A 26,484-nucleotide genomic window follows, 5' to 3' on the forward strand; every position below is an offset into this window, starting at 1 on the left:
CCTGCCTGCCGCCTGTCAGGGCTTGAACCCTTTAACATCACGCCTGACAGTCTATTTGTCAATGTTGGTGAGCGTACCAATGTGACTGGCTCAAAGAAATTCTTACGCTTGATTAAAACCGAAGCCTATACCGAAGCCCTTGACGTTGCCCGCGACCAAGTCGAAGGCGGCGCGCAAATCGTCGATATCAATATGGATGAGGGCATGCTTGACTCCAAGCAAGCGATGATACACTTTGTGAACCTCGTATCTGGCGAGCCTGATATCAGCCGTGTACCCTTGATGCTAGACTCATCAAAGTGGGACATTATCGAAGAAGGGCTTAAACGTACTCAAGGTAAGTGTGTCGTCAATTCTATCTCATTAAAAGAAGGTCATGCTGAGTTCGTTGAGCGTGCCAAGCTGTGTATGCGCTATGGGGCTGCGGTTATCGTGATGGCATTCGATGAAGATGGTCAGGCCGATACTTTTGAGCGCAAAACGCAGATTTGTCAGCGTAGCTATGATGTGCTGGTCAATGAAGTGGGCTTTCCATCAGAAGATATTATTTTTGACCCCAATATTTTTGCCGTCGCAACGGGTATTACTGAGCACAATAATTACGGTGCCGACTTTATCAATGCAACCAAATGGATTACCGATAACTTGCCAAATGCTATGGTATCGGGCGGCGTCTCTAACGTCTCGTTCAGCTTCCGTGGTAACCCGATTCGTGAAGCTATTAACTCAGTATTCCTTTATCATGCAATTCAAAATGGCTTAACCATGGGTATCGTTAACCCTGCCATGCTGGAACTCTATGATGATATTCCAAAGGAAGCGCGCGACGCTATCGAAGATGTCATGCTCAACCGCAATCAAGGCGAGAGCGGTCAAGATGCTACCGAACGCCTGATGACCATCGCTGAGAGCTATCAAGATGGCGGTAAGAAAAAAGACCGCACCGTCGATATGAGCTGGCGTGAAGGCACGGTCGAAGAGCGGATTGCTCATGCGCTGGTCAAAGGTATCACCACCTTTATCGATGCCGATACCAAAGAAGCGTGGGAGAAATATCCAAAACCGCTAGAAGTCATCGAAGGACCGTTGATGGACGGGATGAATATCGTCGGCGACTTATTTGGCGCGGGTAAAATGTTTTTACCGCAAGTGGTCAAATCTGCACGGGTCATGAAGCAATCGGTCGCATGGCTCAACCCGTACATCGAAGCGGAAAAAGTCGAAGGCGAAACCAAAGGTAAAATCCTGATGGCAACGGTCAAAGGTGACGTCCATGATATCGGTAAAAATATCGTTGGCGTGGTCCTTGGCTGTAACGGCTATGACATCGTTGATTTAGGCGTTATGGTACCCTGTGAGAAAATCCTTGATACTGCGATTAGCGAAAACGTCGATATCATCGGGCTATCAGGTCTGATTACCCCAAGCCTTGATGAGATGGTCTATGTCGCCAAGCAAATGCAAGAGCGTGGCATGACCTTGCCACTCATGATTGGCGGCGCAACAACCTCAAAAGCCCATACCGCAGTGAAAGTCGAGCCACAATACCAAAACGATGGCGTCATCTATGTGGCAGACGCCTCACGTTCTGTCGGCGTGGTGACCAAGCTGTTGTCAAAAGAACACCGTCAGGGCTTAATAGATGAAACCCGCGCAGAATATATCAAAGTGCGCGAACGCTTAGCAAAACGCCAGCCCAAAGCTGCCAAACTCTCTTACGCTGAATCTATCAAGATTGGCTTTCAGTACGATTGGGATAATTATGTACCGCCTGTGCCCAACCAATTAGGACAAGTGATATTGGATGACTATCCTATCCACGACCTTGTTCCGTATATCGACTGGACGCCATTCTTTATCTCTTGGGGTCTATCTGGCAAATACCCACAAATCCTAACCGACGAGGTGGTTGGTGAAGCAGCCCAAGACTTATTTAATAACGCCAAAGACTTGCTCGATAAGATGATCGACGAAAAATCAATTATTGCTAAAGGCGTGTTTAAAATCGCACCTGCCAAACGTACCGGCGCAGATACCGTCACCGTCTATGATAAAGCACCGATAGATGGTGGCAACGCTGAATACCAGTTTGAGCATCTGCGTCAACAAAGCGACAAAGCCAGCGGTACGCCAAACTTTAGCTTAGCGGACTTTATCTCACCAACGGATACGCATACCGATTATCTGGGCGGCTTTACGGTCTCCATCGTCGGCACAGAAAAACTCGCTGAAGAATATAAAGCCAATGGCGATGACTATAATGCCATCATGGTACAAGCCTTGTCTGACCGCTTAGCAGAAGCTTTTGCTGAACATCTCCATCAGCGCATTCGTAAGGAGTATTGGGGCTACCTGCCTGAAGAAAGTTTGAGTAACGATGAGCTGATTAAAGAAAAATACGTCGGTATCCGCCCTGCACCCGGCTACCCTGCCTGCCCTGAGCATACCGAAAAAGGCAAACTGTTCGATTGGCTTGGTACGGTTGATGCTATTGGTACAAGGCTCACTGAAAGCTATGCAATGTGGCCTGCGTCTTCGGTCAGCGGCTTCTATTACTCGCATCCTGACAGTGTCTACTTTAACGTTGGTAAAATCAGTACCGATCAGTTAGAGAGCTATGCTGATCGTAAAGGTTGGAATATGAAAACTGCTGAGAAGTGGTTGAATCCGAATTTGTAGGGGTAAGTGAGATTGTATAAAGACAAGCCTATTGAAAACGCTGAAGAAGATCTGCTCAATAGAGCAGACTTCTCTAATAGTCTAGCTGATGCCATATTAAAGTGGAGGCATAAAGAGTCTTGGATCATAGCACTTACTGGTGACTGGGGAATTGGTAAAACGTCTGTTAAAAACTTAGTAGTTAATAGAATTAAAACGACCAATCAGGATACGCGCATAATCGAATTTAAACCTTGGGAGTGGTCATCTCAAGATTTAATTATGAGTGCATTTTTTACAGAAATAGCTAGTGAACTAGAGCTGAAAGACGATAGTAAAAAATACAAGAGATTGGCTGAAAAATTTCGGAGATACAATTACTATCTAAACAATATACAAATCGTTGCAAGCCCTGCAATAAAGGTTATTCCACTTCTGTTAGGCGTTTTACTTGGAAGTAGTTTCTTTATTGAAAATTTTCCTGATAACTCTTCACTGGAATTATTACCTAATCTAATAATCGGCATATTGACTATCTGGCTAGTATTTTTTGAGGGACTAGGTGGGCTGTTTAAGTCTGTAATGGATAGAAACGAACATTTAGCGAAAGAAAATAACCAATCTATTACTGATTGTAAGAATGATATTGCTAAAAGTTTATCTAAGCTTAATGAGCCTATACTCATCATAATAGATGATATAGATAGATTACAACGTAATCAGATACTTACCGTTATGCAGTTAGTTAAATCTAATACTGATTTTGAAAATATTGTATTTTTACTTTTGTACTCAAAATCAGTATTAGAGAAAAAAATAACAGATGTCACTCAAACTGGTCATGAGTACATGGAGAAAATAGTCCAAGTAGAATTTAAAGTACCTGAACCTGATATGATGTTACTAAAAAAATATTTGATAGATAAGTTAAATCTAATTTTAGAAAAAATACCATCTAATAATGCCGATCAAGTTTTTGATAATAGCTATTTTACTGATATCTTCCACCAACAAGGTTTAACTAGTTATTTTACAAGCTTACGTTCTGTTTATAAATTCCTTAATTCTTTCGAGTTTAATCTACTGTCTCAATTAGATAATAGTTATCTAGAAGTAAACTTTACAGATTTTATAGTTCTGGAAACATTTAGAATATTTGAACCAAAGCTATACTCTGCTATATATCTAAATAAAGATTTAATGTTAGGTAAATTACAAAATATAAATAACTTTACAGATATGTCAAATGAAGATAAAAAAGATATAGCTAATACATTTATTAAGGATTTTGGTAGCAGTCGTTCTGTTAATCTACTAAAAACTATTTTTCCTGCCTTTCATGACTATATTCAAGAATCATTTGATACCAATAGTCTTGAAGAAAAGCTTATAAAAAATATGATTTCTCATGAAAGTCGATTTGATAGATATTTCATGCTTAATATCTCAGTAAATAAACTATCTACCTATAGAGTCATAAATTTCTTTGAGAATTTAGATAATGATGAGTCTACCAAGACATATTTGAATAATATCTATGAGAACAACAAATTTGATAGCTTTATCGAGCATACATTCTCACATCTAGACAAAATACCTAATAATTTAATAAACAAGTATTTCAACTCATTAAATTATTTATACAACCTAGTAAGTGATGAGGGTATGATATCTAATAAAACAAGAGTAAGCTTTCTATTTTTAGACTCATTAAAAAAATTCAAAAACGAACAATATGATATATTAAGCAAATTTATCGATGAGAATAAAGTCTCATCTTTACTTCCAGTAATTTACTCAAGAATTGAAAAAACAAGTGAAAATTATTCTATAAATGAACACGATACTAATATCATTCGGGGCAAGATAGCTACAAATATAGAAAGCTTTATCAAAGGTCAACTAGAAGCTTTCGTCAAACATGAACGGCGTGTAACATTTTTATTATTCTGGTATAATTACGACCAAAATAGCTGTAAAAATCATATTAGTCATCTGCTTTATAATCCAGAAGATTTTTTCCAGATATATAGTGTATTTATAAGAACCAGTACAACAGTCTCAAGTTATGGCATAAGCGAAGATACATTTGTAGACAAGGAAATACTTTCACAATTTATTAGCTTAGAAAATTTTGAGCAGTTATTAACTACGAATAGCAACAACTCTGTAAATGACGATGAAATCGAAATGAAAAAATTATTTTATAAAACTGAGGAAGATTAGCTTTTTCAGGATTCAGTCGCTATGCTACCTTTCCCCCTTCTACACCGCTCAGAACAATACACCACCTGCTCCCAATCCTTCTCCCACTTTTTTCGCCAGCTAAACGGGGCAGGTTTTTTGCGGTAGATTGACTTTTTTATGCGCCATCCTCTGCTCCCATTTGCCTATATCTCTACTTCATCATTAACACCTATCTATCTTCTTTTTGATGATCCAGCCCTTCATACTTTTTTACGCGGCGACATTGGTCTGAGCAATAGACCATGCTGTCCCAGTTTTTATCCAACTTTTTAGTCCAGCTAAATTCTCGAAAGCAGACTGGACATTCTTTTTTGCGAACGTTCTTCTTTTTATGCGCCATGATTATTACCTTTCAATTAAAAAATGTTTAACGACCCCAAATGGGTGAGCGCACGACGCCGCCCGCTTTACTGCTAATTGCATAGCTTTTATTACCGGATAATGAGTGAATAACCAAGCTGCCACCATTTTGAGAACTTTGACTATATTGATTACTTACTTGCCTGCCCAAATTTGACTGACGCGTCGCATAAACGGCATATTGTCCAGAAGGTGATAGACGCGCTGGCTCATCGAGTCCCGTTTCTGCCAGATTAATGACTTGCCCTGTAGTAAGTGTCATGACCGCTGCCCTACGACCATTGAGATATGCCAAACGCTGACCATCTAAGCTTATCTGAGGACTGGCGGCATAGCCTCTCGTTGACATAAGCGTAGCGTTGCCCGTGACAAAGTTATAACGGTAGATACTTGGACGACCAGCGCGGACTTTATCACTGGTATAGACAAAGCTTTGACCATCGGGCGCATAGCTTGGCTGCACTTCAGTGCTCGGTAGCGTGGTGAGCTGTTTGGTACTACCATCCTTTAGCTGCATCTCATAGATATCAGCGTTGCCGCCCACAGTTGAGCTATAGAGTAGTTTTTTGCCATCGGGTGAGAATGACGGCGATAAATTACTCCCTTCTACATTGACGACCAAATTATGACTACCGCTTTTCACATCGTAAATATAAATCTTTGGATGCTGACGCGCCGCTTGTTTGCTATAGGCAAGCAGTTGACCATCCGCTGACCACGCAGGCGCATAGATATAGCCATTTAGCTGATCAATCAATTGGCGCTCGCTACCATCAGGGCGGATACGATATAGCGTCGAGACCTTGGCCGCGCCCACGCCTTGCTCCTCTATATAAGCAATATAGCCTTGACGGTCTATCGCTGGCATGCCGATCGTAAGTGGATTATTTATAACCATGGCGCTTGGCGCTTTAGAGAAATTATTTGGCATTGTCTGGCAGCCTGTCAACACGGCCAGCATTGAAAGCATGACAATAACAACAGCACTGGGTAGCCTACGATTGGTCACAGGCAATTTTAAGTCAGCGGTTTTTAACATAAGATAAAGTCCTATAGAGCCATTCGATATGAGCCATTTAAAACCTGCAATTTACTATTACTGATCTCAAGCCAAATCAAACATAACCCAGCAAAACAGCGATATCGCTAGTGTAACGTACATTGCCTTTTTATTTTAGACAAAAACTTTTGGACAAAAAAATACCCCACTGCTAAGTGAGGCATTTTTTATCTACGATTATAATATGACGATAGCAACTAGCTGTCTATATTATTTAGCAACCGCTTTAAAATGGGCAACTTGACTGCTGTTTTTGATGGTCAAGATAGGCGTGTTATTGGCATTGGTGCTGATGCTGTATTTACCTTGTACCGTAGCAAGCGTGGCGGTATCAAAGCTGGCTTGTGGCTCAGGGCATGCCATCATAGTAGACAGAACGTTGCCTAATACAACATTACCGTTGACAACTTTATAGTCAGAACCCATGTTATTACAAGTGTTCACAAAGCTCACACGGTCATTACCGTTGTCTTTAAAGAATTTTAGCGTAAGTGGCTTAGAAGTATCAAAGAATAACTGAGTAACCTTTTGACCATTGGCGCGCGTCGCGTCAACTAGCTGCCAGTCATAGGCTTGCAGTGCATTAGAGGTGATTGGTTGAGTCACAGGCGCAACAACTGTCGGTGCAGTTTGGCAACCAGCAGCCAATGTACCTACAGCAAGCGTTGCAGCCATCATCATTTTAGTCATGTTTTTCATATAAACTCCTAGAGGTTTCAAAAGTAAAGGGCAAAGTAAAAAGCCATTGTTTATCATTTTAATCAGTAGCATTTGCTCTGATTAATTTGTTATTTTCTTTAGTCTAAACAATGCGCTTATTATGCCGAATTTTCATAAGCCTTTCATGATAGATTGAGTACCAATTACCCCTATATTTGTACCACTTTACGGTATTTTTGCTAACGTGCCTTGCTATACCAGTTATTAGCTGCTAGCACACTATGTGTTATCTTACCCTTAAGAATCTGTATTTTATCTAAAAGTTTCTTCATTCCTAATGCTATATTTTTCCTTAGCTCTGAATGCACCTCTATAGCTTATCCTTTTAATTAATTCATATCGGCAGCTTTTTGCTGTTGCAGAGCGGCGTACCCTGTCAGACGCTTGCGTTCAGCCTCATTAAACAATTGCTGCTCGATTCTATTGATTTGAATTTGAACTTGCGATGGCGCTAGTGATGGATTGACGCTTTGTTTTAGCAGCTGTTGTTTTTGTGCTTGATACTGGTTGAAACGCTCATCGAAGCTTGCATCTGCTTGATCTATTTGCGCCAAACGGGCTGCTGCTGGTGCACCGACCAGCTCTCGACGCATATTATATAGTGCTTCAGGTGTAGCACCTTTTGCTTGCATCTGTTCTGTACGCGTCATGAGCTCGTTTAGATTGGCTTGTTGAACGAGATTGGTTTTGGTCATATTGTCTGGCATACGGCTGATGTAATCTTGTTTTGCGGCATCTTTTTGCGCTTCAGACAGCTGAGAGTTTTGACTGATTCTGACCATCTCCATACTATAGTCGTTATACTCATCTTCTGCCCCAAAGAAGGCGCTAATGGTGTTTTTATGAAAATGCTGTTGGCGCAACCTAGCGATATCTTGTTTTTGCTGAGCGACGATACTCAAGTCAAGCTCACCACTTTGGGTCGCTTGCAATTGTAACGTACCGTACTTTTTCTCAATCTCAGGCACGGCTTTAAGATAAGCGATGTATTGATCAAATATCGCCACCGCTTGACTGGCGGCGGGATTGGGCGTATGACTACGGATATAACTCTCTACGCGGGCATAAATAGTGTTCTCCTCTTCTTCACCAAGCGCTGATAAAAAATAATCAAACAAGCGCCGTAAGCCTTCTGTGACAATCAGTTGTTTGTTTTCATCAATGATAATCTCACCATCGACATCTGTTCCTTGTAAGGAGCGCGGTAAATCCTCAAGCCCTGTGGCAAATTTAACCGTATTGGGCTTAAATTTTTTATTTATGTCATTATGGGCGTTTACTACCTCTATCACATCAGCACTAGCTTGATTATCTAGGGGCTGAGAAACAGCTTTGCTCTCGTTAACAGGTTTAAACCACCAAATAATCGCGACTATTAGAACAACTATCCCCGCGATGATAATGGGCGAAAAGGATGAAAAACGATGCTGTGACATAGCGAGAGTATCTTATTTAATCAAACGGTTCATGTAGGGGTTTAAGATATATGAAAAAGGGTCGTTTTACTGTTGACCCTTTTTTATAAAAGCTTTGAGTCATAAAAGCTGTTAATCATAAAAGCTTCGATTTATGAAAACTGTTAATCATAGAAGCTACGCACCATATAGGCTGTGAATCTGCTAGGGCATCTAGGAGCGTTATAAATTGGCTTTTTTCAGGCGATTTACTTGGTCACGATATAAGGTTTTTGGATCAGGCTGTCCCCATGCGGTCAGACCCAAAAGCTGGTTGGCTGAATCTAAGTGATTCATACGATAATCATCACGAATCACATAGCCCAGTCGGCTTGAGCATGCGGATACCAAGCCATCATTTGGATCGTTGTCAAAGCTTGTGCCTGTCAGCGTAAGCACATAATCACTAGGATCAAGGCCATTGGTTATTTGCCCCACACCGCTAAATGAGTAGTACTTGATACCATTGGATTCAGTGCCAGTAGGCTGTCCACAATAGCGGGTTGGCATCGCCGCAGGGAATTTAGCATTAAACTTGGCCGCACCTTCTGTTGATAACGCGACCGCTGTATTCCATGCTTCTTGTTTATTGAGCTCTGTCGGGCTTGTACCTGAACCGACATCCGTAATGCCGCCGAATAGCTGCAGGAACACAGATACTGCTTGAGTCGCCAAGCTGCCCTCAGACAGCGTTTGCCTTACAGCATCCGCCGTTTTTGATCCTTGCTCTGGACTGGCAATTGCCGTGACAGAAGCGACATACTCTGGTGCCACGCCAGCGACATAACGGATATCAATACCGCCCTGGCTGTGACCCAATAAGTTCACTTTTGGGCTGCCTGAAATGGCACTGATGGTCTTTATCTTTTGCAAAAGCTGTTCACCGCGCACTTCGCTATTATTAAAAGATGAGGTTTTTGTGGTATATACTTGACTGCCACCGCTCATAAGCGTTTCAGGGATACCATAAAAGTAATCGACCAAGCCGAACATTTTGGTAAACCCTGCCATACCATGGGCGAGTACCACGGGGTATTTGGTTTTGGTATGATCTGAGGTGAAATATCGACTACTGACGAGCTGGCAGCCGTCAGCATTGGCACAGTTATAATACTGTCCAGCTGCTTGAGCAGAGGTGGTTTGCATAGCCATCAGGATCATACCAGTGGCAATGGCACCTAATGAGGGTAAAAATGCGCTCGGTGTGAGCACAGCGCGCAGAGAAGGTCTTAGAGACATAACAACATCCTTGTTATCAATCAACATTTCTATCTTTATATGCTCATTTTATGCGTCCTGCACCAAGCTATAAAGAGGGCTGCTAAATCATTTAGCAAACAAAATTACGATACTTATATATTAAGTAACATTCAACTTTTTTTTGACATTAACAGCCTTATCCTAGTGACTATATAGTCATATTGGCGTATATAAAGTCATTTAATATCAATACGATTGAAATATTCAATAACTTGCATTCAAGCAGCGACTTGTGCGTTTGTGCTATACTTAGTGACCTAAATTCTATAACTATAAGTACGACGATGATGACAAAAAAATCCCTTATCCAATCTCCTGAAGCCATAGAAAAAATGCGCGTGGCTGGTAAACTTGCCAGCGATGTCCTTGTGATGCTTGATGAGCATGTCAAAGTGGGCATCAGCACAGAAGCACTAAACCAAATTGCTCATGACTACATTGTGAATGTGCAACAGGCTATCCCTGCGCCCCTTAACTACAATGGCTTCCCAAAATCTATCTGTACCTCGATTAACCACGTGGTTTGTCACGGTATCCCATCCGAAAACAAGCTGCTAAAAGACGGCGACATCATTAATATCGATGTGACTGTGATTAAAGATGGCTACTATGGTGATACCTCAAAAATGTGGATCGTCGGTAATGGCTCTATCATGGCGCAGCGTATCTGCAAAGTGGCGCAAGATGCTCTATATGCTGGTATGAGTGTGGTCAAAAACGGCGCGCGTTTGGGTGACGTTGGTGCAGCTATTCAAGCAGTGGTTGAACCTGAGCGTTTTAGTATCGTGCGTGAATTCTGTGGGCACGGTATCAGTAATGAGTTCCACCATGAGCCGCAAGTCATACACTATGGTCAAAAAGGGACGGGCTTTGAGCTAAAAACCGGCATGACTTTTACCATCGAGCCGATGATTAACGAAGGTAAGTGGCAGACTAAGATTTTACCGGATGAATGGACTGCGATTACCAAAGACCGCAAGTTGTCTGCCCAGTGGGAGCACACGATGGTCGTAACAGATAACGGCTGCGAAGTATTTACCGCGCGTCCTGAAGAAGATTTGAGCTTTTTGACTCAGTAATACAATAAAAGATCGCTTAGGCGGTCTTTTTTTTCGTCTATTATTAATGACTGTCGCCCCACTATGCTTGCTGGTTTTTTATCTTTATACTTTCTTGATATAGTGCATTTTATATGTAAGCAATACAGGAGCACCGGGATAAATTTTACTTAGCCTCTGTCGGCGTAGCCACAGCACGCCAGAAAATTTATACCTGCGCCGCGTTACGATACAACGTATCTGTTTTATCTAGAATCAACTATATCAGTGCTCGCATTTTTTAATGAACTCTATTTACTGAACCAGATTTCAAACTTTTAACTGGATAACGCTCATGTTTAATTGTGATGTCACCGCTATTGATTTGACACCGATGCCCTCATTTGCAGCAGACAATATAACCACTACCTCTCTATCTCTATATCTATCTCTATCCACTGATACAAGTATGGGAGAAAAATCCCTATTTGGTATTCCAGAGTGGTTGCTGCAAATCAATGACGATATCAGCCGCGCCCTTGAGCGCGGGGTCAGTATTCGGCAATTGGTAAGTGCGCGTGCGTGCGTGATTGATGATTTATTGATTGAGTTGTTCAAATATTTTGAGCTTGATAAAACAGGTTTGGCACTGTTTGCAACCGGTGGCTATGGTCGCGGTGAGTTATCGCTGCACTCAGATATCGATATGTTGCTACTGATGCCACAGGAGATTGACGCTGATAGCAGTCGTAAAATCGACAATTTAGTGGCGCTCTTATGGGATATTGGACTTGAACCAGCATTATCAGTACGCAGCGTCAGTGAATGCTTGGAGGCAGCGCTTGATCATACCATTGCCAGCACCTTGCTAGAGGCGCGCCTATTAATAGGCAACGAGAGCTTGCAAGATGTCCCGCACCAAATAGTAAACACTCAATGGTCGCCGCGCGCGTTTTATGACGTAAAAATCGATGAGGCAAGAGCGCGTTACCTACAGCACAATGCCACCGAATACAACCTTGAGCCTAATATAAAAACCGCCCCCGGTGGTCTGCGTGATATTCATATCGTCGGCTGGGTCACTAAACGCTATTTTCGGGTAGGTAAGCTCTATGACTTGGTACAGCAGAACTTTTTGACTGAAAAGGAGTTCGATGAATTAAGCTTTGCAGAAAGCTATCTATGGCAGATACGGCACTATTTGCATGAATTGACTGGTCGCAATGAAAACAAGCTGTTATTCGATTATCAGCGTGAGATTGCTCAGCTGATGGGCTATGATACCCAGCCAGATGACCAACCAAACGCGGCGGTAGAGCGTTTTATGCGTGATTATTACCGCTGTGCCATGCAAATATCGACGCTATCTGAGATGCTGACCAATCACTATTACGAAACCATCATCGAGCCGCAATTGCCTGATGAAGAACGCCCAAAAAAGCAGCCTATCAATGCCCGCTTTAACCAAGTCGGCGACCAAATCGCAATGGCGCATCACAGAGTGTTTGCACAGCATCCTGAGTCGATTTTAGAGATGTTCTTACTCATGGGGCAGTATGGTATCAAAAACGTCCGCACCCATACCTTACGTGCGCTAAAGATTGCAGCGCGCGGTATTGATCAGGCTTATCGTGATAATCCTACCCATCAAACCTTATTTTTAGCCAACCTAAAAGAGCAAAATTATCTCTTTCATCGCCTGCGTACCATGAATCGCTATGGCGTGCTTGGCAACTATATCCCCGCCTTTGCTCAAGTCACGGGTTTGATGCAATATGACTTATTCCATCGTTATACGGTCGATGCCCATACTTTATTTTTGATTCGTATTCTGCACCGCTTTACCGATCCGCAGTTTTATGAAGATTTTCCGCTGGTGAGCTCCATCTTTCAGCGTATTGAGCGTAAAGAGATTTTGGTGTTGGCAGCGATGTTTCACGATATTGCCAAAGGTCGCGGCGGCAATCACAGTCAACTTGGCGAAATCGAATCGATTGAGTTCTGTTTGGCTCACGGTATGAGTACGGCGGACGCCAATCTGGTTGGCTGGTTGACCCGCTATCATCTGCTGATGTCGATGACAGCACAGAAAAAGGACATCTCAGACCCAGAGGTGGTGACGCTATTTGCAGATTTGGTCGGTAACGTCACCCATCTAAACCACCTATATGTCTTAACTGTCGCTGATATGAACGCTACCAATCCACAACTTTGGAACAGCTGGCGTGCGACCCTTATGAAGCAGCTATATTCGCAAACGCGCCGTATTTTGCGGGCGGATATCGATGCGCCAACCAATCGTCAAGATATGATCAGTGCCACACGCAAGCAAGCACTGACCATGCTAGATAACGTCGACAATCAGCATATGAATCGCGATGAGGTATTGAGATTGTGGGATGATTTGGGCGATGAGTATTTTTTGCGTGAGATTGCAGAAGATATCTTATGGCATACGGAAGCGATTTTGAATCATCCACCCATTGGCCGTGCGTCAAATGCTGACAGTCCGCCGCTGGTTGTCTTACGCGAGCATCGCGAATTGGCGCTTGATGCGGTACAGGTTTTTATATATACCCAAGATCAAGTCAACTTGTTTGCGGTGACCATGGCCGTATTCGATCAGATGAATCTTGATGTATTGGATGCCCGTATTATCACAGCGACCCGTGATTTTGCACTGGATTCCTATGTGCTACTCGACCGTAGCGGCACTTTATTAGTCGATAGCGACAGCCAACAAGAGCTGAAGCAGCGACTGATAGATGCCTTTAAATACCCTACCGCGCCCAAACTGACGCACAAGCGGATTCCCCGCCAGCTCAAACACTTTGATGTGGCAACGACGATTGATTTTGAGTTTAATGATGCCTCAAATCAGCATATTATGAGCTTAGAGACCCTCGATCAGCCAGGTCTGCTTGCCCGTGTTGGGCAAGTATTTTTGCAGCAGCAGATTGAAGTGCACGCGGCGCGTATTACGACGCTTGGCGAGCGTGCAGAAGATATGTTTTATATCAGCGATCAAAACGATCAAGCCCTGAGCGCTGATAAACTTAAGACGTTAAAAACGGCGCTCATAGACAGTCTAAGTGTTCGTAACGATAGAGCCTAGCTTATTTTTTATAGCAAGCTTTTATAGACGATACTGCGAGCATATTCTTTTAGCGCATCATCAGCAAGCTCAAGAGGCAGGATATCCGCTTCTACCTTTTGATCGCCATACATCAAGCGCCCTGCATCGACCTCCTTTTGTAGGAGGCGGTGCAAGCTTGCCAAACGAAATTCTGCATTATAATAGCGGTAAATTTGCTTGAGAGTAATAGGCGCTTTGGCGTGAACATCGCGATATAAGCTATTGGAAGCTAAGATCGTCATCTCATTGAGCATCTCTTCACGCGACAAATCGGCTCGACTAATCTTATATTCCAATTGCCTAGCAAATCTGTCCTTCAAACCCAGCATCACAACAAAAATTAAGGTCTGCACAGCAAATAAAGCTATGTATTGCCACAAAGGTAACGATATATCCAGCAACTTACTCAGCAGCATAAGTACCATGGCAACAACAATATAGCTGACCAATTGCCACAGCAGCCACATCATAAAACTATTGTCACCAAACCAAAATACTTGACGCTCTCTTAACAGCGTCAGCTGTTGGCGGGCTTTCCACCAAGTCTGTTCACGCTGCTTTAACTGCTTATAAACGTCAAGGCTGTCATGATTATCAAAGTATTTTTCATTGATATCCTTAGCATCGAGATCGTCTGTTTTTAACATACTAGACATATCAAATCATTCCTAAAATACGCTGTTAGAAAAGCCAGCATTCATCTTTACTTAGTGATACAGATATAATATCTTTTTTATAATAAGGGGTCACGATACAGGCACATAATTACTTATTTACACAGAGATATCATCAAAATATCGCTGCCTTGCTATGTTCTAGCCATGGTATTACCAAGCATTCTAAGCAACCATAAGAAGAAAAAGACAAAAAATAAGAGAAATGCTACACTGCTTAAATGTAATTTTTCTTTATGATTTTATTATTAACTGTCTATTACAGTTAGCCTACCTATGAATCACAACTTAACGCATCTGCATCCTTACCCGTTCGCTAAGATGGCCACTTTGCTGGCTGATAGCGCCCCAGCCCATGGCTATAATGAAATCAAACTGGGTATCGGTGAGCCAAAACACGCCCCGCCTGCGTTTGTTCTGGACGTACTACGAGAAAACTTGGACAAAATAAGCCATTATCCCACCACAAATGGGCTATTTGAGCTGCGTCAAACCATTGCACACTGGCTTGAGAAGCGCTTTTTTCTCAATCACCTCAGCCCTAATACGCAAGTATTGCCAGTTATGGGCACCCGTGAGGCCATATTTAGTATCGTACAGGCGGTTGTTGATCATAAAGAAGAAACCGCTGACTCGTCATTAGCGCCTAATCAATCGCCTAAATCTAAACCTGTAGTTGTCATGCCCAATCCGTTTTATCAGATATATGAAGGGGCGGCGATATTAGCACAAGCAGCGCCTTACTTTATTCCTTGTACCTTAGATAACAGTTTTAAGGGAGATTTCCGCGGTGTGCCAAAAGACGTCTGGATGCGTACGCAGCTATTATTTGTCTGTAGTCCAAATAACCCAACCGGCTCAGTGATGACAATGGATGACTGGGAGCAAGTACTGCGCTTATCAGACCAGTATGGCTTTATTATTGCCAGCGACGAGTGTTATAGCGAGCTGTATTTTGATAAAGCGCCAATAGGCTTGTTGCAAGCCTGCGCAGCTCTTGGTCGCCACGATTTCAAAAACTGTCTGGTATTTCACTCGTTATCGAAGCGCTCAAACCTGCCCGGTTTGCGTTCAGGCTTTGTGGCAGGTGACGCCACTATTTTGGCTGCCTATCAGCAATATCGTACTTATCAAGGCTGTGCGATGCCGATACCTCATCAGCTAGCGTCTATCGCTGCTTGGGAAGACGAGAAGCATGTGGCGCACAATCGAGCGCTGTATCAAGAAAAATTTGCCTTGTGGATGTCGGAGCTAGGAGAGTTATTGGAGCTGCGGATGCCTGAAGCAGGATTTTACTTTTGGATAAAAGCCCCTGAGCAATTCGGTGGTGATGATGAGCGTTTTGTCAAAGCGCTTTATGAGCATGCCAATATTCACGCGCTTGCCGGACGTTACCTATCGCGTGAAGTAAATGGTAAAAATCCTGGGCAAGGCTATGTGCGTATTGCGCTGGTCGCAAGTGTTGAGGAAAGTCGCGAGGCAATCAAGCGCATTCGTCAATTACTCGCGGCTTAATATCGCTATTTAAAACGCATTAAGCTCAAAAAACCGTCAATAACCACAATTCTATTATGGTTATTGACGGTTTTCTGGTAAATGGTGCTATAGTAAGTCTGATATTCAAATAATGCAGCGCTGTTATTTGAATATAAAGCGATCATGGTTAACTACCTTTCACTGCTTGCGCCATCAAGGATGATGCCATGCCCCATCTTGACTTTACCCAGCCACCATTTGATGTTTTAAGTGCCGCTGAACGCCAAAGTATCAAAAAAAATACCCAAGTGCGTTATCTTGCCAAAGATGAGACATTACCAGCGGAAGATCTGCAATACTTTTATGTGGTACTCAAAGGTCATGTGGAGCAGCTGTTCGAGGGGGATTTTGTCGCCTCCTATCTGGGCAGCAACCATACCGCACATCTAAATAGTAGCGATTGGTTTGATAGTAGACGCTCCCCAAAATCGTTTATAGAAGACAGTGTGCCAAAAGATAACAGTATTGATTTACAGTCAGCTGCTTATCAGTTTCGCGCTGTTGAAGACACTCTATTGCTGCAAGTCAATGGAGCAACTGTTGATAAAATCAGTGCCCAAAACCATCTAATACGTCAATTATTATCAGAGAGCTTGCCTGAGCGACTAAAAGCGTTGCAGCTGCGGCGTAGTGGAAAAGGTCTGAACGCTCTCAGCTATGACGACCCGCAAGAAGTACAGCAAATCATGCTACAGCCGGTGATTGATATCACATTATTGCCAGTCCATATCGTTGACGCAAACGATAGCCTTTATCAAGCAGCAAAAACAATGACTGAAGCTGGACTAAAGCATGTTTTGGTACGCCCAAAAGAATATTTACAAAGTAGTAATAGCTCTGATCGTACCTTGGGCATCCTCAGTGATCATGATATCTGCCGCGCTGTTAGCGACCAGCAAAACCCTGCTAGCACGCCTTGTCAACACTATGCCAGTTTTAATCTACGAACCATCGACGCGGATGCTGAGATTGGTGATGCATTACTGACCATGACGCGCTATCGTATTCATAGGCTACCGGTTTTAGATACTAAAGGTCAGGTCATCGGAGTGCTTGCACAAAGCGATATGCTTGCTCATATTGGTCAGCATTCTCAGCTGATTAGTATTCAAATTGACCAAGCTGCCAATTTATCAAGCTTGGCGAGCGCCGTTGAACTCATAGGTCGCTATATACGCGCTCAGCATCAAAATGGGGTAAAAATCGGCAACGTCAGCCGCATGGTACGAACCCTAAACGCGCAAGTATTTACCAAACTTTGGCAGCTCATCGTCCCTGATGAGGTAATGGAGAATACTTGCGTGATTGTCATGGGTTCAGAGGGTCGCGGCGAGCAAATCATGCGTACCGATCAAGACAATGCGCTCATCATACGGGATGGTTATGAGCATCCTAAGCTGGCACAATTTGCCGCTACCTTTAACCAGTACTTAGCAGATCTTGGTTATCCGCTGTGCGATGGTCATATCATGATGAATAATCCCATGTGGCGGCAACCATTAAAGATCTTTAAAGCACAGATTAGTACATGGTTCAAAAACACTGACCCGCGGCACAGTATTTACTTATCCGCCATACTCGATGGTGAATATGTCTGCGGTGATGAAACGCTGATGCTTCAGGTCCGTGAACATCTAAAAACAGCCCATCGGCAGTCAGATTTGATGTTTGTGCGCCAATTTGCCCGAGCAGCGCTACAGTTTGGCGATGTCAATCAGTGGTGGCAAAAGCTAGTACCGTTATTGGGCGGTAAACCTATCTCTTATACTCTTGACCTCAAAAAGGTGGGCATTTTTCCCTTGGTACATGGCATCCGCACCTTAGCGTTAGAGAACGATATCTTTACGGACCCTAGCAGCAAAGGGCGCTTGAAAGCCTTGGTTCAAGCTCGGGCACTAACCCAAGAGCGAGCTGATACCTTACTTGAAGCATTAGAGTTCTTTATGGCGCAGCGCCTATCGGTTGCGTTATTGACAGACGATAAATATGCCAAGGAAGTCGATCCGACGACCTTGTCTGCCCTTGAGCGTGATTTATTAAAAGAGTGCCTAGCGGTGGTAAAAAGCTTTAAAGACCAATTAAGCAGACACTATCAGCTTGAATTTGGTTAAGCTAAATGGGTTAGCCTTGGGGATAACATACGATGAATTGGCTAAAAAAACTCTCTACTACTTGGCGTAAGAACCAATTACAGCGCCCTGAGCTGGCATGCATGTTCACGATACCTGATGCTGAACAATGGGTTGCGATTGATTGTGAGATGACCGGTCTTAACCCAAAAAAGCACCACCTGTTGTCAGTCGCTGCTATTCATATCAATGGCGACAAGATAGATACAGGCAATGGGCTGCATCTGCTTTGTAGACCGCCTGTCATGCCTGAAGGTGATACTATTGTCATTCATGGACTACGCACCGCCGATGTTGAACATGCGATGAGTTATGATGAGATGCTGGCATTACTACTGCCCTTTATTGGCAATCGACCATTGGTCGGGTTTTTCCCGCAGATAGACGTTGGATTTTTAAATCCTTTGGTAAAGAACTATATGGGTACTTATCTGCCTAATGAGATTATCGATATCCGCCACCTTTATAGTCAGCGTATGATGGGTCGCAGCCAAGGTCTGCCAAGTCAAGCACAGCATTTAAACCATATCTTGATGCACTATAATATTCCTGAGCTTGGTGTTCATGATGCTTATAATGATGCTGTCATGACAGCGATGGCTTTTTTGCATATGCGCTAAACCTTATAACCAAAATATAATATTAGATAATTTAAGTTATTAAGCTAAAAGCACGCTTACCACTACATGTGGCGTCTACGCGAAAGCAGCAACTCATGTTAATATAGCCTGTTTTTGCCACCTGATGATGATAGGCTGCTCATGCGCTATTTAGTAAAACCCCTTGCCCTTAAAACTGAACATCCCTCTATCTGCACGCTAGCCATTCGCCAATATTTACATAAACCAAAAAATATCGGTCAACGGCTATCTTTGTTGGCATCAATCGTCGCCTCTACTTTGGTACCATTACCGCTGCACGCCGCCTTACCACAAGAGATTGAAGCCGCCTTAGCGCGGGCCCATTTAAGTGCAGCAGACATCAGTATCGTCATCACGCCGGTAGGCGACAAGAACGCCAGCCGTTTACCTGCTCCGGTTCAGGTGCTAGACAGTAAAAAAGCGGTCAATCAATGGCAGCCTACAAGCTCAGACGAGAGCAAGACGAGTCCTAATAGCAGCCAGCAAACTCTAGTAAACGTGACTGGCGCGAAACCACAGGCAAACCATCAAAGTGCTTTGGTAACCATCGAGAAGCAAACCATCAGACAACATGACAGACAATTGCATGCTTACACGGATGATCCTTATACGTATCAAAGCTTAGAGAGTATTCCATCATTACTGCCAGAAAATACGTCAAACACTGCTCATCACGCTCCCGGACATAATGACAATACCAGTGCCAATGCCGCCGACAATAACAACAGTGGCAATAAAAAAGCGAACAGCAAAACTTCAATAAAAATCTCATTTTCACCATTACTCAATCATCAGCCTGATATTGCGCGTACGCCTGCCAGCACCATGAAACTGGTGCCAAGCTTTATTGCCTTAGATACCTTGGGCGCTGATTTTGTCTGGCATACACGCGTTTATCATACTGGTATTATCATCGGTGATACCTTGCTTGGTGATTTGGTGATTCAAGGCAGTGGCGACCCAAAAATGACCCATGAGCGCTTACAGCAATTGCTCTACAAAGTAAAAGCAACCGGTATCCGTCATATCGATGGCGATATCATTGTTGATAGCGCCATTTTTAAGCAGGTCACTAAAGACCCAGCGGCGTTTGACAATTCACCTTTACGCCCTTATAACGCCAGCCCCGATGGTTTTTTGGTCAATTTTAGCACCGTTGGTATCCAAAGCTATCCATTAGATCATATACAAGCACAGCTGACTTATAAGCCACAGCTGGCAGATTATCAGTTGCCAAGCACGATAAATTTACGCTCATCGGCCTGTGGTCAAGCACGCTATAGCTTAGCGCCGCAGTGGCAAGCCACTCAGCTAACCTTTAACAGCGCTTTACCTAATAACTGCGGCGACCATGCTTTTTATGTCGCCTACCCTGATGCCAAGGATTTTGCCGCTCGCGTGATCAAGGCCAAATGGCAAGCACTGGATAACACGCTAACGGGCAAGGTTGTGGCTCAAGAGACGCCCTATAATCATAAAAAACCCGTATCAGCGCATGCTCTAGCAGCGCTAACCATGTCGCCATTACCGATTGTCAGCTATCCTTCTTTAAACTTGACCCAGCAAATTTATGATATCAATCACTTCTCTAACAATGTGATGACTGAACAAGTGGCGTTATCGATAGGGGCTTATAGTAAATCCACGAATAAAGCCGTTAGTAAAATGACTGATACAATGATTGCTACAGACCTTGATAAAAGCACTGATAAAAGCATTGATAAAAACATCAAGCGCCAATATAGCTTATATCAATTTGGCAAGCCTGTAGCAACGAGCTACCCTACTGCCTTACAGAGCATAAATGACTGGTGGCAGACGCATCTAAGCACGCCGCCGCCGCACCTAACCAATGGTTCAGGGCTATGCCGTGATTGCACGATCAGCGCTGCCAATTTAAGCGAGCTTTTGACCTATGCTTACGCTCATCCAAGCTTTGATGCCTATGTAAACTCGTTGGGTATCGCTGGCGTTAGCGGTACGATCTCTGCACATAGCGAGCGCTTGCCAGAATCAAAAGCTATCGGCCGTGCTTGGATAAAAACTGGTACATTGAATGATGTCACCTCGATGGCAGGCTATGTCAAAGGCTTATCAGGACAAGACTATGTGGTGGTGGGTATCATCAATAGTGAGCAGGCGCTCAATGCCTATACAGCAAGACCGGTACTGGACGCCATGCTAGATTGGACAGCGCAGCATTAATTTTTTACGCCCCATTACTTACTTTATAAAGGACATTGTATGTCACGAAAGCCTGCGCCACTTAGCAAACCCACCGCCCCATCAGAACGTAAAGGATCTTCCGTAACTACAACAGGCACTCAGCCTAAACTGATGCTCTATATTGGTTTCTTTACGGTTGGTTATATGCTTGCCAGCGCTGTATTTATGATGATTCAAACCAAGTTTGCTCTTAATGCGCAACTGGTCACTGTGCTATCTATTGTCTTAGGTGCTTATATTGCGGTACATAAGTTTATCAAGCACCAGCAGCGTGCATTAGATAAAGGCGAGATCAATCGCTTGATGTTTGGCGGTGTTATCGTGGTTTGGCTACTCACTGTGGTTTACTTTTTGGGGATATGGGTATTTTTATTCGACGCCATCAGCCGTGAAGTGCTGCTTGAGATGAGCATGCAGCAGCCTTTACCGCTTATTTCTGCCTTGATTATGATACTGGTACTAAGCTTGGTGAGCGCACGGCTCAGTATTTGGGCAATCAATCGCTTGCTTGACCCCAATCGCAAAGCTGCTTAATCGCTGACGTTTAACGATCAAATATTATAAACAAGCAACTACAAAGTTTTTGCCCTATTCATGCCCAAATTCCGTTACGCTATCCTTACGCTGATAGATTTTGATGAGATGAACTTTGATGAATAGGAGATGAGACCATGGAAATGCTTTTTTTTGATAATATTGAGAAGCTTGGACGCATTGTATTGACTACAGTTGTGGTCTACGTGTTGATTGTGACATTTACAAAAATTTCAGGCAAACGCTCAACCTCTCAGCTCAATAATTTTGACTGGATTGTCACCGTAATGATTGGATCATTGAGCGCCAGTACGATTTTGCTCAAAGACATTCCGATCATCGAAGGTATGGCTGCTATCTTGTCGCTGTATTTATTACAATTTTTGGTCACCAAATACGCCTCTATCTCGCCGCAATTTAGCAACTTTATTTTGTCCGAACCACGCATAGTCTTTTACCAAGGGCAATTTTTGCCCGATGCCATGCGCGATGAGCGTTTGACCCGTCAAGAGATCGAATGTGCTATGCGCTCTGAGGGTGTTCATAATTTTGATGAGGTGGAAGCGGTGGTTTTTGAGTCGGATGCCAAACTTACCATCATCTCGAAACCGAATACTGCTAATAATGATCCAGAAGCAGAAGACAGCGTTTCAGAAACCATTGCTCCATTAATGTAGTATTATGCGTAAAAAAAGATAGCCAATATAGATTGACTATCCTTTTTATCTATTTTGATGAGTATTAATACCGCTAATATATCATTAACTAGGTATCATTTGATACGCTGCCACGTTTGCGAGCGACCAAAAACGGGCGAGCCAACATAGCCGCGTAGTTTTAGACTTTGACCATTGTCGCTGAGTGTCAGCTTGCCAGAGTAAGTTTTCCCTGACTCAGGATCGACAAGCTTACCATCGCTCCATTGGTTACTGCCATCCGCTTTTAAGCCTGTTAGTATTTGCAAACCTTCAACAGGCTTATCTTTTAGGCTACCGGGGCATTTGGTGCAAACAGCATCCGCCTTTTGTTTATTGAGCACCTTGATGATTTTGCCTGAGACCTTGCCGCCGCTTTCAGTAAGCTGAATCACGGCCTTTTTTTCACCGGTTTTATCATCAATGGTTTGCCACTGCGTACCATTTAATGAAACTGCAAAGACAGATGTTGAAAATAGTGCACCGACACCTAGGGTCAGTAAAGTCGAGATAAGACGGTTCATAGACGATTCCTTTCGCTTAAAAATTATTTAAAACCACTCTTTTGCTTTATCATAAGGACATGACTATATGGCAATAGGGTGCTTTTTATTGTCTTATTATTTCTATTTTAGATGGCCATCGAGCGCGATTTTAACTATTGGCTAGACTGTCTTTAAAATATCGAGATACAATAAAACAAATGTTTGTCTTTATTATTAGAGCACAAAAGTCTAGTAAATAAAAGCCTTGTTTATGACATTGGCTTAAGCGCAGATTTCTTTTGCTATATATCTTTAATAGCTTTAATCATTTATAAAAATGGGCGTTATTATGAAAGTAAGAATATTGACTGTCGGTAATAAAATGCCCAAATGGGTACAAACGGGTTTTGATGAATACCACAAACGTATTCAGCCCATGCTACCTACCGAAATTGTTGAAATTGCAGCAGCAAAACGCGCCAAGAATCCATCGGATGCCAATTTGGCTCAGTACCGTGAGCAAGAAGGTCAGGCGATATTGGCCGCTCATACAGCAGCTGGTCGTGAGCAATTATGGGTACTTGATGTGAAAGGAAAGATGCTGTCGACCGAGAATCTGGCAGATAAATTGTCTGATGGTATGCAGCAAGGCGATGATATTGCTCTGGTCATTGGCGGTGCTGATGGCGTGTCGCCTGAGGTGTTGGCGAAAGCGGATGTAAAATGGTCGCTATCGGCGCTGACGCTGCCGCATCCTTTGGTGCGCGTTGTACTTATGGAGCAGCTATATCGTGCGATGAGTATCAATCACAACCACCCTTATCACCGTGGTAATTAAAGCATAGTGCGTTCAGTTTGCAAGCGATACAGAAGACTCTCATCAATCACAGTGATACAACAGATTGAAAAATAGACATACGCCCTAATAAATGCCACATGAGATATCCTAAACCTGCACCGTCCAATGCCCAAAGTATCAGCCTGCAACGCGATGATAATCGTGACGATTTGCACAGCCCAATCATATCGACGCCGATAACAGCGGCGCCGGCTTGGAAAGATCTGCCGATTATGAATGCCGCAAAACGTCCCAGGCTACCAGCGCTGTTTATATCGCATGGCGCACCGACGCTGGCTCTTGAGCAATCCGCCACCACCAGCGCCCTTGCGCGTATCGGACAAAATCTACCCAAACCTCGTGCCATCGTTATTATGTCTGCGCATTGGCAGTCAGCCAAACTTGAAATCAGCAGCAATCCTGAGCCAAAAACTTGGCATGATTTTTCAGGTTTTACTAAAGATCTATATGAGCTGCAATATCCGGCTACTGGTCATCCAGCACTTGCCGAGACACTGGCGCAGCAACTCAGTGCCCGTGGTATCGTTTGTAGAGTCAATCCCTTACGTGCCAGCGACCATGGGGTATGGGCACCGCTTTTACATCTGTATCCAGAGGCTGATATCCCTATCGTACAAGTCTCTTTACCACAGTATTATGACAGTGTCGCCTGCTATCAACTGGGGGCGCAATTGGCACAGCTGCGTCAGGAGCAGATCCTCATTATTGGCTCAGGGAATATCACCCATAATTTGCAAGCGCTACGTTGGCAAGCAGAGAGCATTGACCAAACGGCAAAATATTTTAAGGTTTGGTTACTACAACAGCTTAAAACAGATATCCCAAGCGCCTTAGACTGGCAGCAATATCCTAATTATAAAGACATCCATCCGAGTGATGAGCATTTACTGCCGCTATTTTTTGCTTTAGGTGCGGGTCAACGTGTCTCAGTCGTGCATCAAAGTATGGCGCATCATAGCTTGGGCATGGATATCTATCGCTTCGATTAAAGGCTGTGGTCAGCTCAAGATAAAAGCGTCAGATATATGCAGGCATACTGTTTCTCATCATGCTACTTCTCAAAAGCAGGTTTGGTAAATAAACCTGCACGCTCCATTTCACCTGCCACACTTAATAACGTCGTCTCATCATTCATACGCCCAATCAGTTGCATGCCGATTGGCAGACCTTTTTTACTCATACCGACTGGCAATGACATGGCGGGCAAGCCTGTGACATTACCCAATAAAGTAAAGCCCATTTTACCCAGCACGGGTGAGCTTAACTTTTCAATCATGCCTGAGCTAAAGGCGTATTTACCCATATCAATGCCTTTACTGAGCGCGCCCGCACTGCGCATGAGTATCTCATCGATGCGACTTGGTGGTAATACACCATGCTTTACGGCAGGTGTTGGAACGGTTGGGCACAAAATCATGTCGTAGGTCTCTAGTAGCAGACCGGTTTGATATTGGCTATCATGCCAGCCATGCTTGGCGTGTGCTAAATCAACAGCGGATAATGAACGGCCTAGCATCGCCATATTATAGGTTTGCGGCTCAAGGTTTTGTATATGCTGGGCACCATAGCAGCGCTCGATATTATCGATGGTAAAAGCGGTATGCGCACAAACCACCACCAAAAAATCATGCCAAAATTGGTCAATATTGATATTAGGTTCGGCTGGTACCACACGATGCCCCATGGCTTGTAGCTGCTTAGCGGTCTGCTCTAATACGGTCAGTACTTCTTTATCGACCACCGTATTGGCAACCAATGGCTGTTGATGCAAAGCGATGGTCAGTTGGCGCGGCGCCCGCATCGCCGCTTCTAAAAAAGTACCGTTAGGCGGCGCTATGATATAAGGTGCGCCTATTTCTGCGCCGCTTGTTGCATCAAGCATGGCAGCACTATCACGTACGCTACGCGTAATCACATGATCGGCGACTGCTCCCTCCCACCCTTCGCCAAATAATGGACCCATTGGATTACGACCGCGGCTGGGTTTTAGTCCAAAGCTACCGCACCACGCCGCAGGAAAGCGTATCGAGCCGCCACCATCACCCGCCCCTGCCATCGGTACGATACCGCTTGCTACCGCAGCCGCGCTACCACCTGATGAGCCACCAGAGCTATAACCTTTTTTAAAGGGATTGTGTGTCACGCCATGCGCTTTTGGCTCAGTGGTAATAATCAAGCCAAACTCAGGGGTATTGGTCTTACCAAAGGTATTGACGCCAGTCGCTTTCATACGCTTGACGATTTCGCTATCGATTTCTGACTTAATATTGATGCTACGACTGCCCATTGTGATCGGCTCATCGGCAAAACTGAATGATAAGTCTTTTAATAAATAAGGGATGCCGTTAAATACACCAGCTGGCAGTCCCGCCTGCGCAGCAGCATAAGCACGCTCATCAAAGCGGTGGATGATGGCGTTCAATTTGGGATTAAGCTGATTGGCTTGGTAAACTGCCGCATCCAGCAGCTCTTTGGCACTGACTTCGCCTGCATTAACGAGAGCTGCTAGTGCTAACGCATCATATTGGGTGTATTCTTTAAACATAACCGACCTTCCTTGGCGAGTAATCAAATTTAAATTTTGACAAGACTGATATGTATCCGATTTACAGACAGTAATCAGTTTAATATAAAACCTTACTGTTTATAATGAATAAACAAACTCATTGGTCATTTGCGATATTTATCATCCTAGCTGATAGCTTGAAAATAAGGCGCTTAATACTTTTTAATAGATAAAATTTTTCAATCTTTTCAATAAAAAAGACGAGTT

At 43.6% G+C, this 26,484-nt stretch carries 21 protein-coding genes; 12 read left to right on the top strand and 9 right to left on the bottom strand.

Annotated features, from left to right (window positions below; genetic code table 11):
* Both metH and ABYU67_RS09065 read left to right on the top strand, forming a co-directional pair.
* Nucleotides 1–2,679, top strand: a 2,679-nt coding sequence (gene metH, locus ABYU67_RS09060) for a methionine synthase (protein ID WP_372844678.1), incomplete at its 5' end; no start/stop codon positions are given.
* 12 nt (nucleotides 2,680–2,691) lie between these two features.
* Complete coding sequence (locus ABYU67_RS09065; RefSeq protein WP_372844679.1) at nucleotides 2,692–4,884, top strand: P-loop NTPase fold protein; 2,193 nt, start codon at nucleotides 2,692–2,694, stop codon at nucleotides 4,882–4,884.
* A 5-nt stretch (nucleotides 4,885–4,889) separates the two neighbouring features.
* Here the strand turns inward: ABYU67_RS09065 and ABYU67_RS09070 are convergent, their stop codons facing one another.
* The 6 genes from ABYU67_RS09070 to ABYU67_RS09095 form a co-directional block, all read right to left on the bottom strand.
* Nucleotides 4,890–5,024, bottom strand: a complete 135-nt coding sequence (locus ABYU67_RS09070; RefSeq protein ID WP_372844700.1) for a DUF2256 domain-containing protein — start codon at nucleotides 5,022–5,024, stop codon at nucleotides 4,890–4,892.
* A 50-nt stretch (nucleotides 5,025–5,074) separates the two neighbouring features.
* Nucleotides 5,075–5,245, bottom strand: a complete 171-nt coding sequence (locus ABYU67_RS09075; protein WP_372844680.1) for a DUF2256 domain-containing protein — start codon at nucleotides 5,243–5,245, stop codon at nucleotides 5,075–5,077.
* 27 nt (nucleotides 5,246–5,272) lie between these two features.
* A complete protein-coding gene (locus tag ABYU67_RS09080; RefSeq protein WP_372844681.1) occupies nucleotides 5,273–6,304 on the bottom strand; it encodes a Xaa-Pro aminopeptidase in 1,032 nt (343 codons plus the stop codon).
* Nucleotides 6,305–6,535: 231 nt separating this feature from the next.
* Complete coding sequence (locus ABYU67_RS09085; RefSeq protein WP_372844682.1) at nucleotides 6,536–7,024, bottom strand: META domain-containing protein; 489 nt, start codon at nucleotides 7,022–7,024, stop codon at nucleotides 6,536–6,538.
* 350 nt (nucleotides 7,025–7,374) lie between these two features.
* Complete coding sequence (locus tag ABYU67_RS09090) at nucleotides 7,375–8,481, bottom strand: lipase secretion chaperone (RefSeq protein WP_372844683.1); 1,107 nt, start codon at nucleotides 8,479–8,481, stop codon at nucleotides 7,375–7,377.
* Between the two features lie 201 nt (nucleotides 8,482–8,682).
* A complete protein-coding gene (locus ABYU67_RS09095) occupies nucleotides 8,683–9,738 on the bottom strand; it encodes a lipase family alpha/beta hydrolase (RefSeq protein WP_372844684.1) in 1,056 nt (351 codons plus the stop codon).
* 308 nt (nucleotides 9,739–10,046) lie between these two features.
* On the opposite strand from ABYU67_RS09095, the gene map reads away from it, so the two are divergent.
* Together map and glnD are read left to right on the top strand one after the other, a co-directional pair.
* The gene (gene map, locus ABYU67_RS09100; RefSeq protein ID WP_372844701.1) at nucleotides 10,047–10,838 is read left to right on the top strand and encodes a type I methionyl aminopeptidase; all 792 of its coding nucleotides are present in this window, start codon (nucleotides 10,047–10,049) and stop codon (nucleotides 10,836–10,838) included.
* 427 nt (nucleotides 10,839–11,265) lie between these two features.
* Nucleotides 11,266–13,911, top strand: coding sequence for a [protein-PII] uridylyltransferase (gene glnD / locus ABYU67_RS09105; RefSeq protein WP_372844702.1), 2,646 nt, complete (start codon nucleotides 11,266–11,268; stop codon nucleotides 13,909–13,911).
* Nucleotides 13,912–13,919: 8 nt separating this feature from the next.
* On the opposite strand, the gene ABYU67_RS09110 is transcribed toward glnD, so the two are convergent.
* Nucleotides 13,920–14,588 (bottom strand): hypothetical protein, encoded by a 669-nt coding sequence (locus ABYU67_RS09110; RefSeq protein WP_372844685.1) that lies wholly within the window; start codon nucleotides 14,586–14,588, stop codon nucleotides 13,920–13,922.
* 294 nt (nucleotides 14,589–14,882) lie between these two features.
* Between ABYU67_RS09110 and dapC the strand changes: the two genes are divergently transcribed.
* The 6 genes from dapC to ABYU67_RS09140 all read left to right on the top strand — a co-directional run bounded on the left by dapC (nucleotide 14,883) and on the right by ABYU67_RS09140 (nucleotide 22,349).
* A complete protein-coding gene (dapC, locus tag ABYU67_RS09115) occupies nucleotides 14,883–16,121 on the top strand; it encodes a succinyldiaminopimelate transaminase (protein ID WP_372844686.1) in 1,239 nt (412 codons plus the stop codon).
* Between the two features lie 188 nt (nucleotides 16,122–16,309).
* Nucleotides 16,310–18,253, top strand: coding sequence for a DUF294 nucleotidyltransferase-like domain-containing protein (locus ABYU67_RS09120; RefSeq protein WP_372844687.1), 1,944 nt, complete (start codon nucleotides 16,310–16,312; stop codon nucleotides 18,251–18,253).
* A gap of 32 nt (nucleotides 18,254–18,285) precedes the next feature.
* Nucleotides 18,286–18,891, top strand: a complete 606-nt coding sequence (locus ABYU67_RS09125) for a 3'-5' exonuclease (protein WP_372844688.1) — start codon at nucleotides 18,286–18,288, stop codon at nucleotides 18,889–18,891.
* A 141-nt stretch (nucleotides 18,892–19,032) separates the two neighbouring features.
* Nucleotides 19,033–21,117, top strand: coding sequence for a D-alanyl-D-alanine carboxypeptidase/D-alanyl-D-alanine-endopeptidase (locus ABYU67_RS09130; RefSeq protein ID WP_372844689.1), 2,085 nt, complete (start codon nucleotides 19,033–19,035; stop codon nucleotides 21,115–21,117).
* A gap of 39 nt (nucleotides 21,118–21,156) precedes the next feature.
* Nucleotides 21,157–21,672: an ABZJ_00895 family protein gene (locus ABYU67_RS09135; protein WP_372844690.1), complete on the top strand. Its 516-nt coding sequence runs from the start codon at nucleotides 21,157–21,159 to the stop codon at nucleotides 21,670–21,672.
* Nucleotides 21,673–21,809: 137 nt separating this feature from the next.
* Nucleotides 21,810–22,349 carry a DUF421 domain-containing protein gene (locus tag ABYU67_RS09140; RefSeq protein WP_372844691.1) on the top strand — a complete coding sequence of 180 codons (540 nt, stop codon included), beginning with the start codon at nucleotides 21,810–21,812 and terminating at the stop codon, nucleotides 22,347–22,349.
* A 95-nt stretch (nucleotides 22,350–22,444) separates the two neighbouring features.
* Here the strand turns inward: ABYU67_RS09140 and ABYU67_RS09145 are convergent, their stop codons facing one another.
* A complete protein-coding gene (locus tag ABYU67_RS09145) occupies nucleotides 22,445–22,891 on the bottom strand; it encodes a DUF2147 domain-containing protein (RefSeq protein WP_372844692.1) in 447 nt (148 codons plus the stop codon).
* 310 nt (nucleotides 22,892–23,201) lie between these two features.
* Here ABYU67_RS09145 and rlmH point away from each other — a divergent pair, with 310 nt between their 5' ends.
* Complete coding sequence (gene rlmH / locus ABYU67_RS09150; protein WP_372844693.1) at nucleotides 23,202–23,690, top strand: 23S rRNA (pseudouridine(1915)-N(3))-methyltransferase RlmH; 489 nt, start codon at nucleotides 23,202–23,204, stop codon at nucleotides 23,688–23,690.
* A 233-nt stretch (nucleotides 23,691–23,923) separates the two neighbouring features.
* Complete coding sequence (locus ABYU67_RS09155) at nucleotides 23,924–24,700, top strand: class III extradiol ring-cleavage dioxygenase (RefSeq protein WP_372844703.1); 777 nt, start codon at nucleotides 23,924–23,926, stop codon at nucleotides 24,698–24,700.
* Between the two features lie 62 nt (nucleotides 24,701–24,762).
* On the opposite strand, the gene ABYU67_RS09160 is transcribed toward ABYU67_RS09155, so the two are convergent.
* Nucleotides 24,763–26,256, bottom strand: coding sequence for an amidase (locus ABYU67_RS09160; RefSeq protein ID WP_372844694.1), 1,494 nt, complete (start codon nucleotides 26,254–26,256; stop codon nucleotides 24,763–24,765).
* Between the last annotated feature and the right edge of the window lie 228 nt (nucleotides 26,257–26,484).

Origin of the sequence: Psychrobacter sp. (assembly GCF_041554015.1) — a bacterium.
Taxonomy (GTDB): Bacteria; Pseudomonadota; Gammaproteobacteria; order Pseudomonadales; family Moraxellaceae; genus Psychrobacter.

What these genes read in the sequence shown, in the direction of transcription:
- ABYU67_RS09090 (WP_372844683.1), bottom strand. Translation starts at nt 8,481, where the DNA reads ATGTCACAGCATCGTTTTTCATCCTTTTCGCCCATTATCATCGCGGGG.
- ABYU67_RS09095 (WP_372844684.1), bottom strand. Translation starts at nt 9,738, where the DNA reads ATGTCTCTAAGACCTTCTCTGCGCGCTGTGCTCACACCGAGCGCATTT.
- glnD (WP_372844702.1), top strand. Translation starts at nt 11,266, where the DNA reads ATGGGAGAAAAATCCCTATTTGGTATTCCAGAGTGGTTGCTGCAAATC.
- ABYU67_RS09110 (WP_372844685.1), bottom strand. Translation starts at nt 14,588, where the DNA reads ATGTCTAGTATGTTAAAAACAGACGATCTCGATGCTAAGGATATCAAT.
- dapC (WP_372844686.1), top strand. Translation starts at nt 14,883, where the DNA reads ATGAATCACAACTTAACGCATCTGCATCCTTACCCGTTCGCTAAGATG.
- ABYU67_RS09120 (WP_372844687.1), top strand. Translation starts at nt 16,310, where the DNA reads ATGCCCCATCTTGACTTTACCCAGCCACCATTTGATGTTTTAAGTGCC.
- rlmH (WP_372844693.1), top strand. Translation starts at nt 23,202, where the DNA reads ATGAAAGTAAGAATATTGACTGTCGGTAATAAAATGCCCAAATGGGTA.
- ABYU67_RS09125 (WP_372844688.1), top strand. Translation starts at nt 18,286, where the DNA reads ATGAATTGGCTAAAAAAACTCTCTACTACTTGGCGTAAGAACCAATTA.
- ABYU67_RS09160 (WP_372844694.1), bottom strand. Translation starts at nt 26,256, where the DNA reads ATGTTTAAAGAATACACCCAATATGATGCGTTAGCACTAGCAGCTCTC.
- ABYU67_RS09145 (WP_372844692.1), bottom strand. Translation starts at nt 22,891, where the DNA reads ATGAACCGTCTTATCTCGACTTTACTGACCCTAGGTGTCGGTGCACTA.
- map (WP_372844701.1), top strand. Translation starts at nt 10,047, where the DNA reads ATGACAAAAAAATCCCTTATCCAATCTCCTGAAGCCATAGAAAAAATG.
- ABYU67_RS09075 (WP_372844680.1), bottom strand. Translation starts at nt 5,245, where the DNA reads ATGGCGCATAAAAAGAAGAACGTTCGCAAAAAAGAATGTCCAGTCTGC.
- ABYU67_RS09140 (WP_372844691.1), top strand. Translation starts at nt 21,810, where the DNA reads ATGGAAATGCTTTTTTTTGATAATATTGAGAAGCTTGGACGCATTGTA.
- ABYU67_RS09085 (WP_372844682.1), bottom strand. Translation starts at nt 7,024, where the DNA reads ATGAAAAACATGACTAAAATGATGATGGCTGCAACGCTTGCTGTAGGT.
- ABYU67_RS09130 (WP_372844689.1), top strand. Translation starts at nt 19,033, where the DNA reads ATGCGCTATTTAGTAAAACCCCTTGCCCTTAAAACTGAACATCCCTCT.
- ABYU67_RS09155 (WP_372844703.1), top strand. Translation starts at nt 23,924, where the DNA reads ATGAATGCCGCAAAACGTCCCAGGCTACCAGCGCTGTTTATATCGCAT.
- ABYU67_RS09135 (WP_372844690.1), top strand. Translation starts at nt 21,157, where the DNA reads ATGTCACGAAAGCCTGCGCCACTTAGCAAACCCACCGCCCCATCAGAA.
- ABYU67_RS09080 (WP_372844681.1), bottom strand. Translation starts at nt 6,304, where the DNA reads ATGTTAAAAACCGCTGACTTAAAATTGCCTGTGACCAATCGTAGGCTA.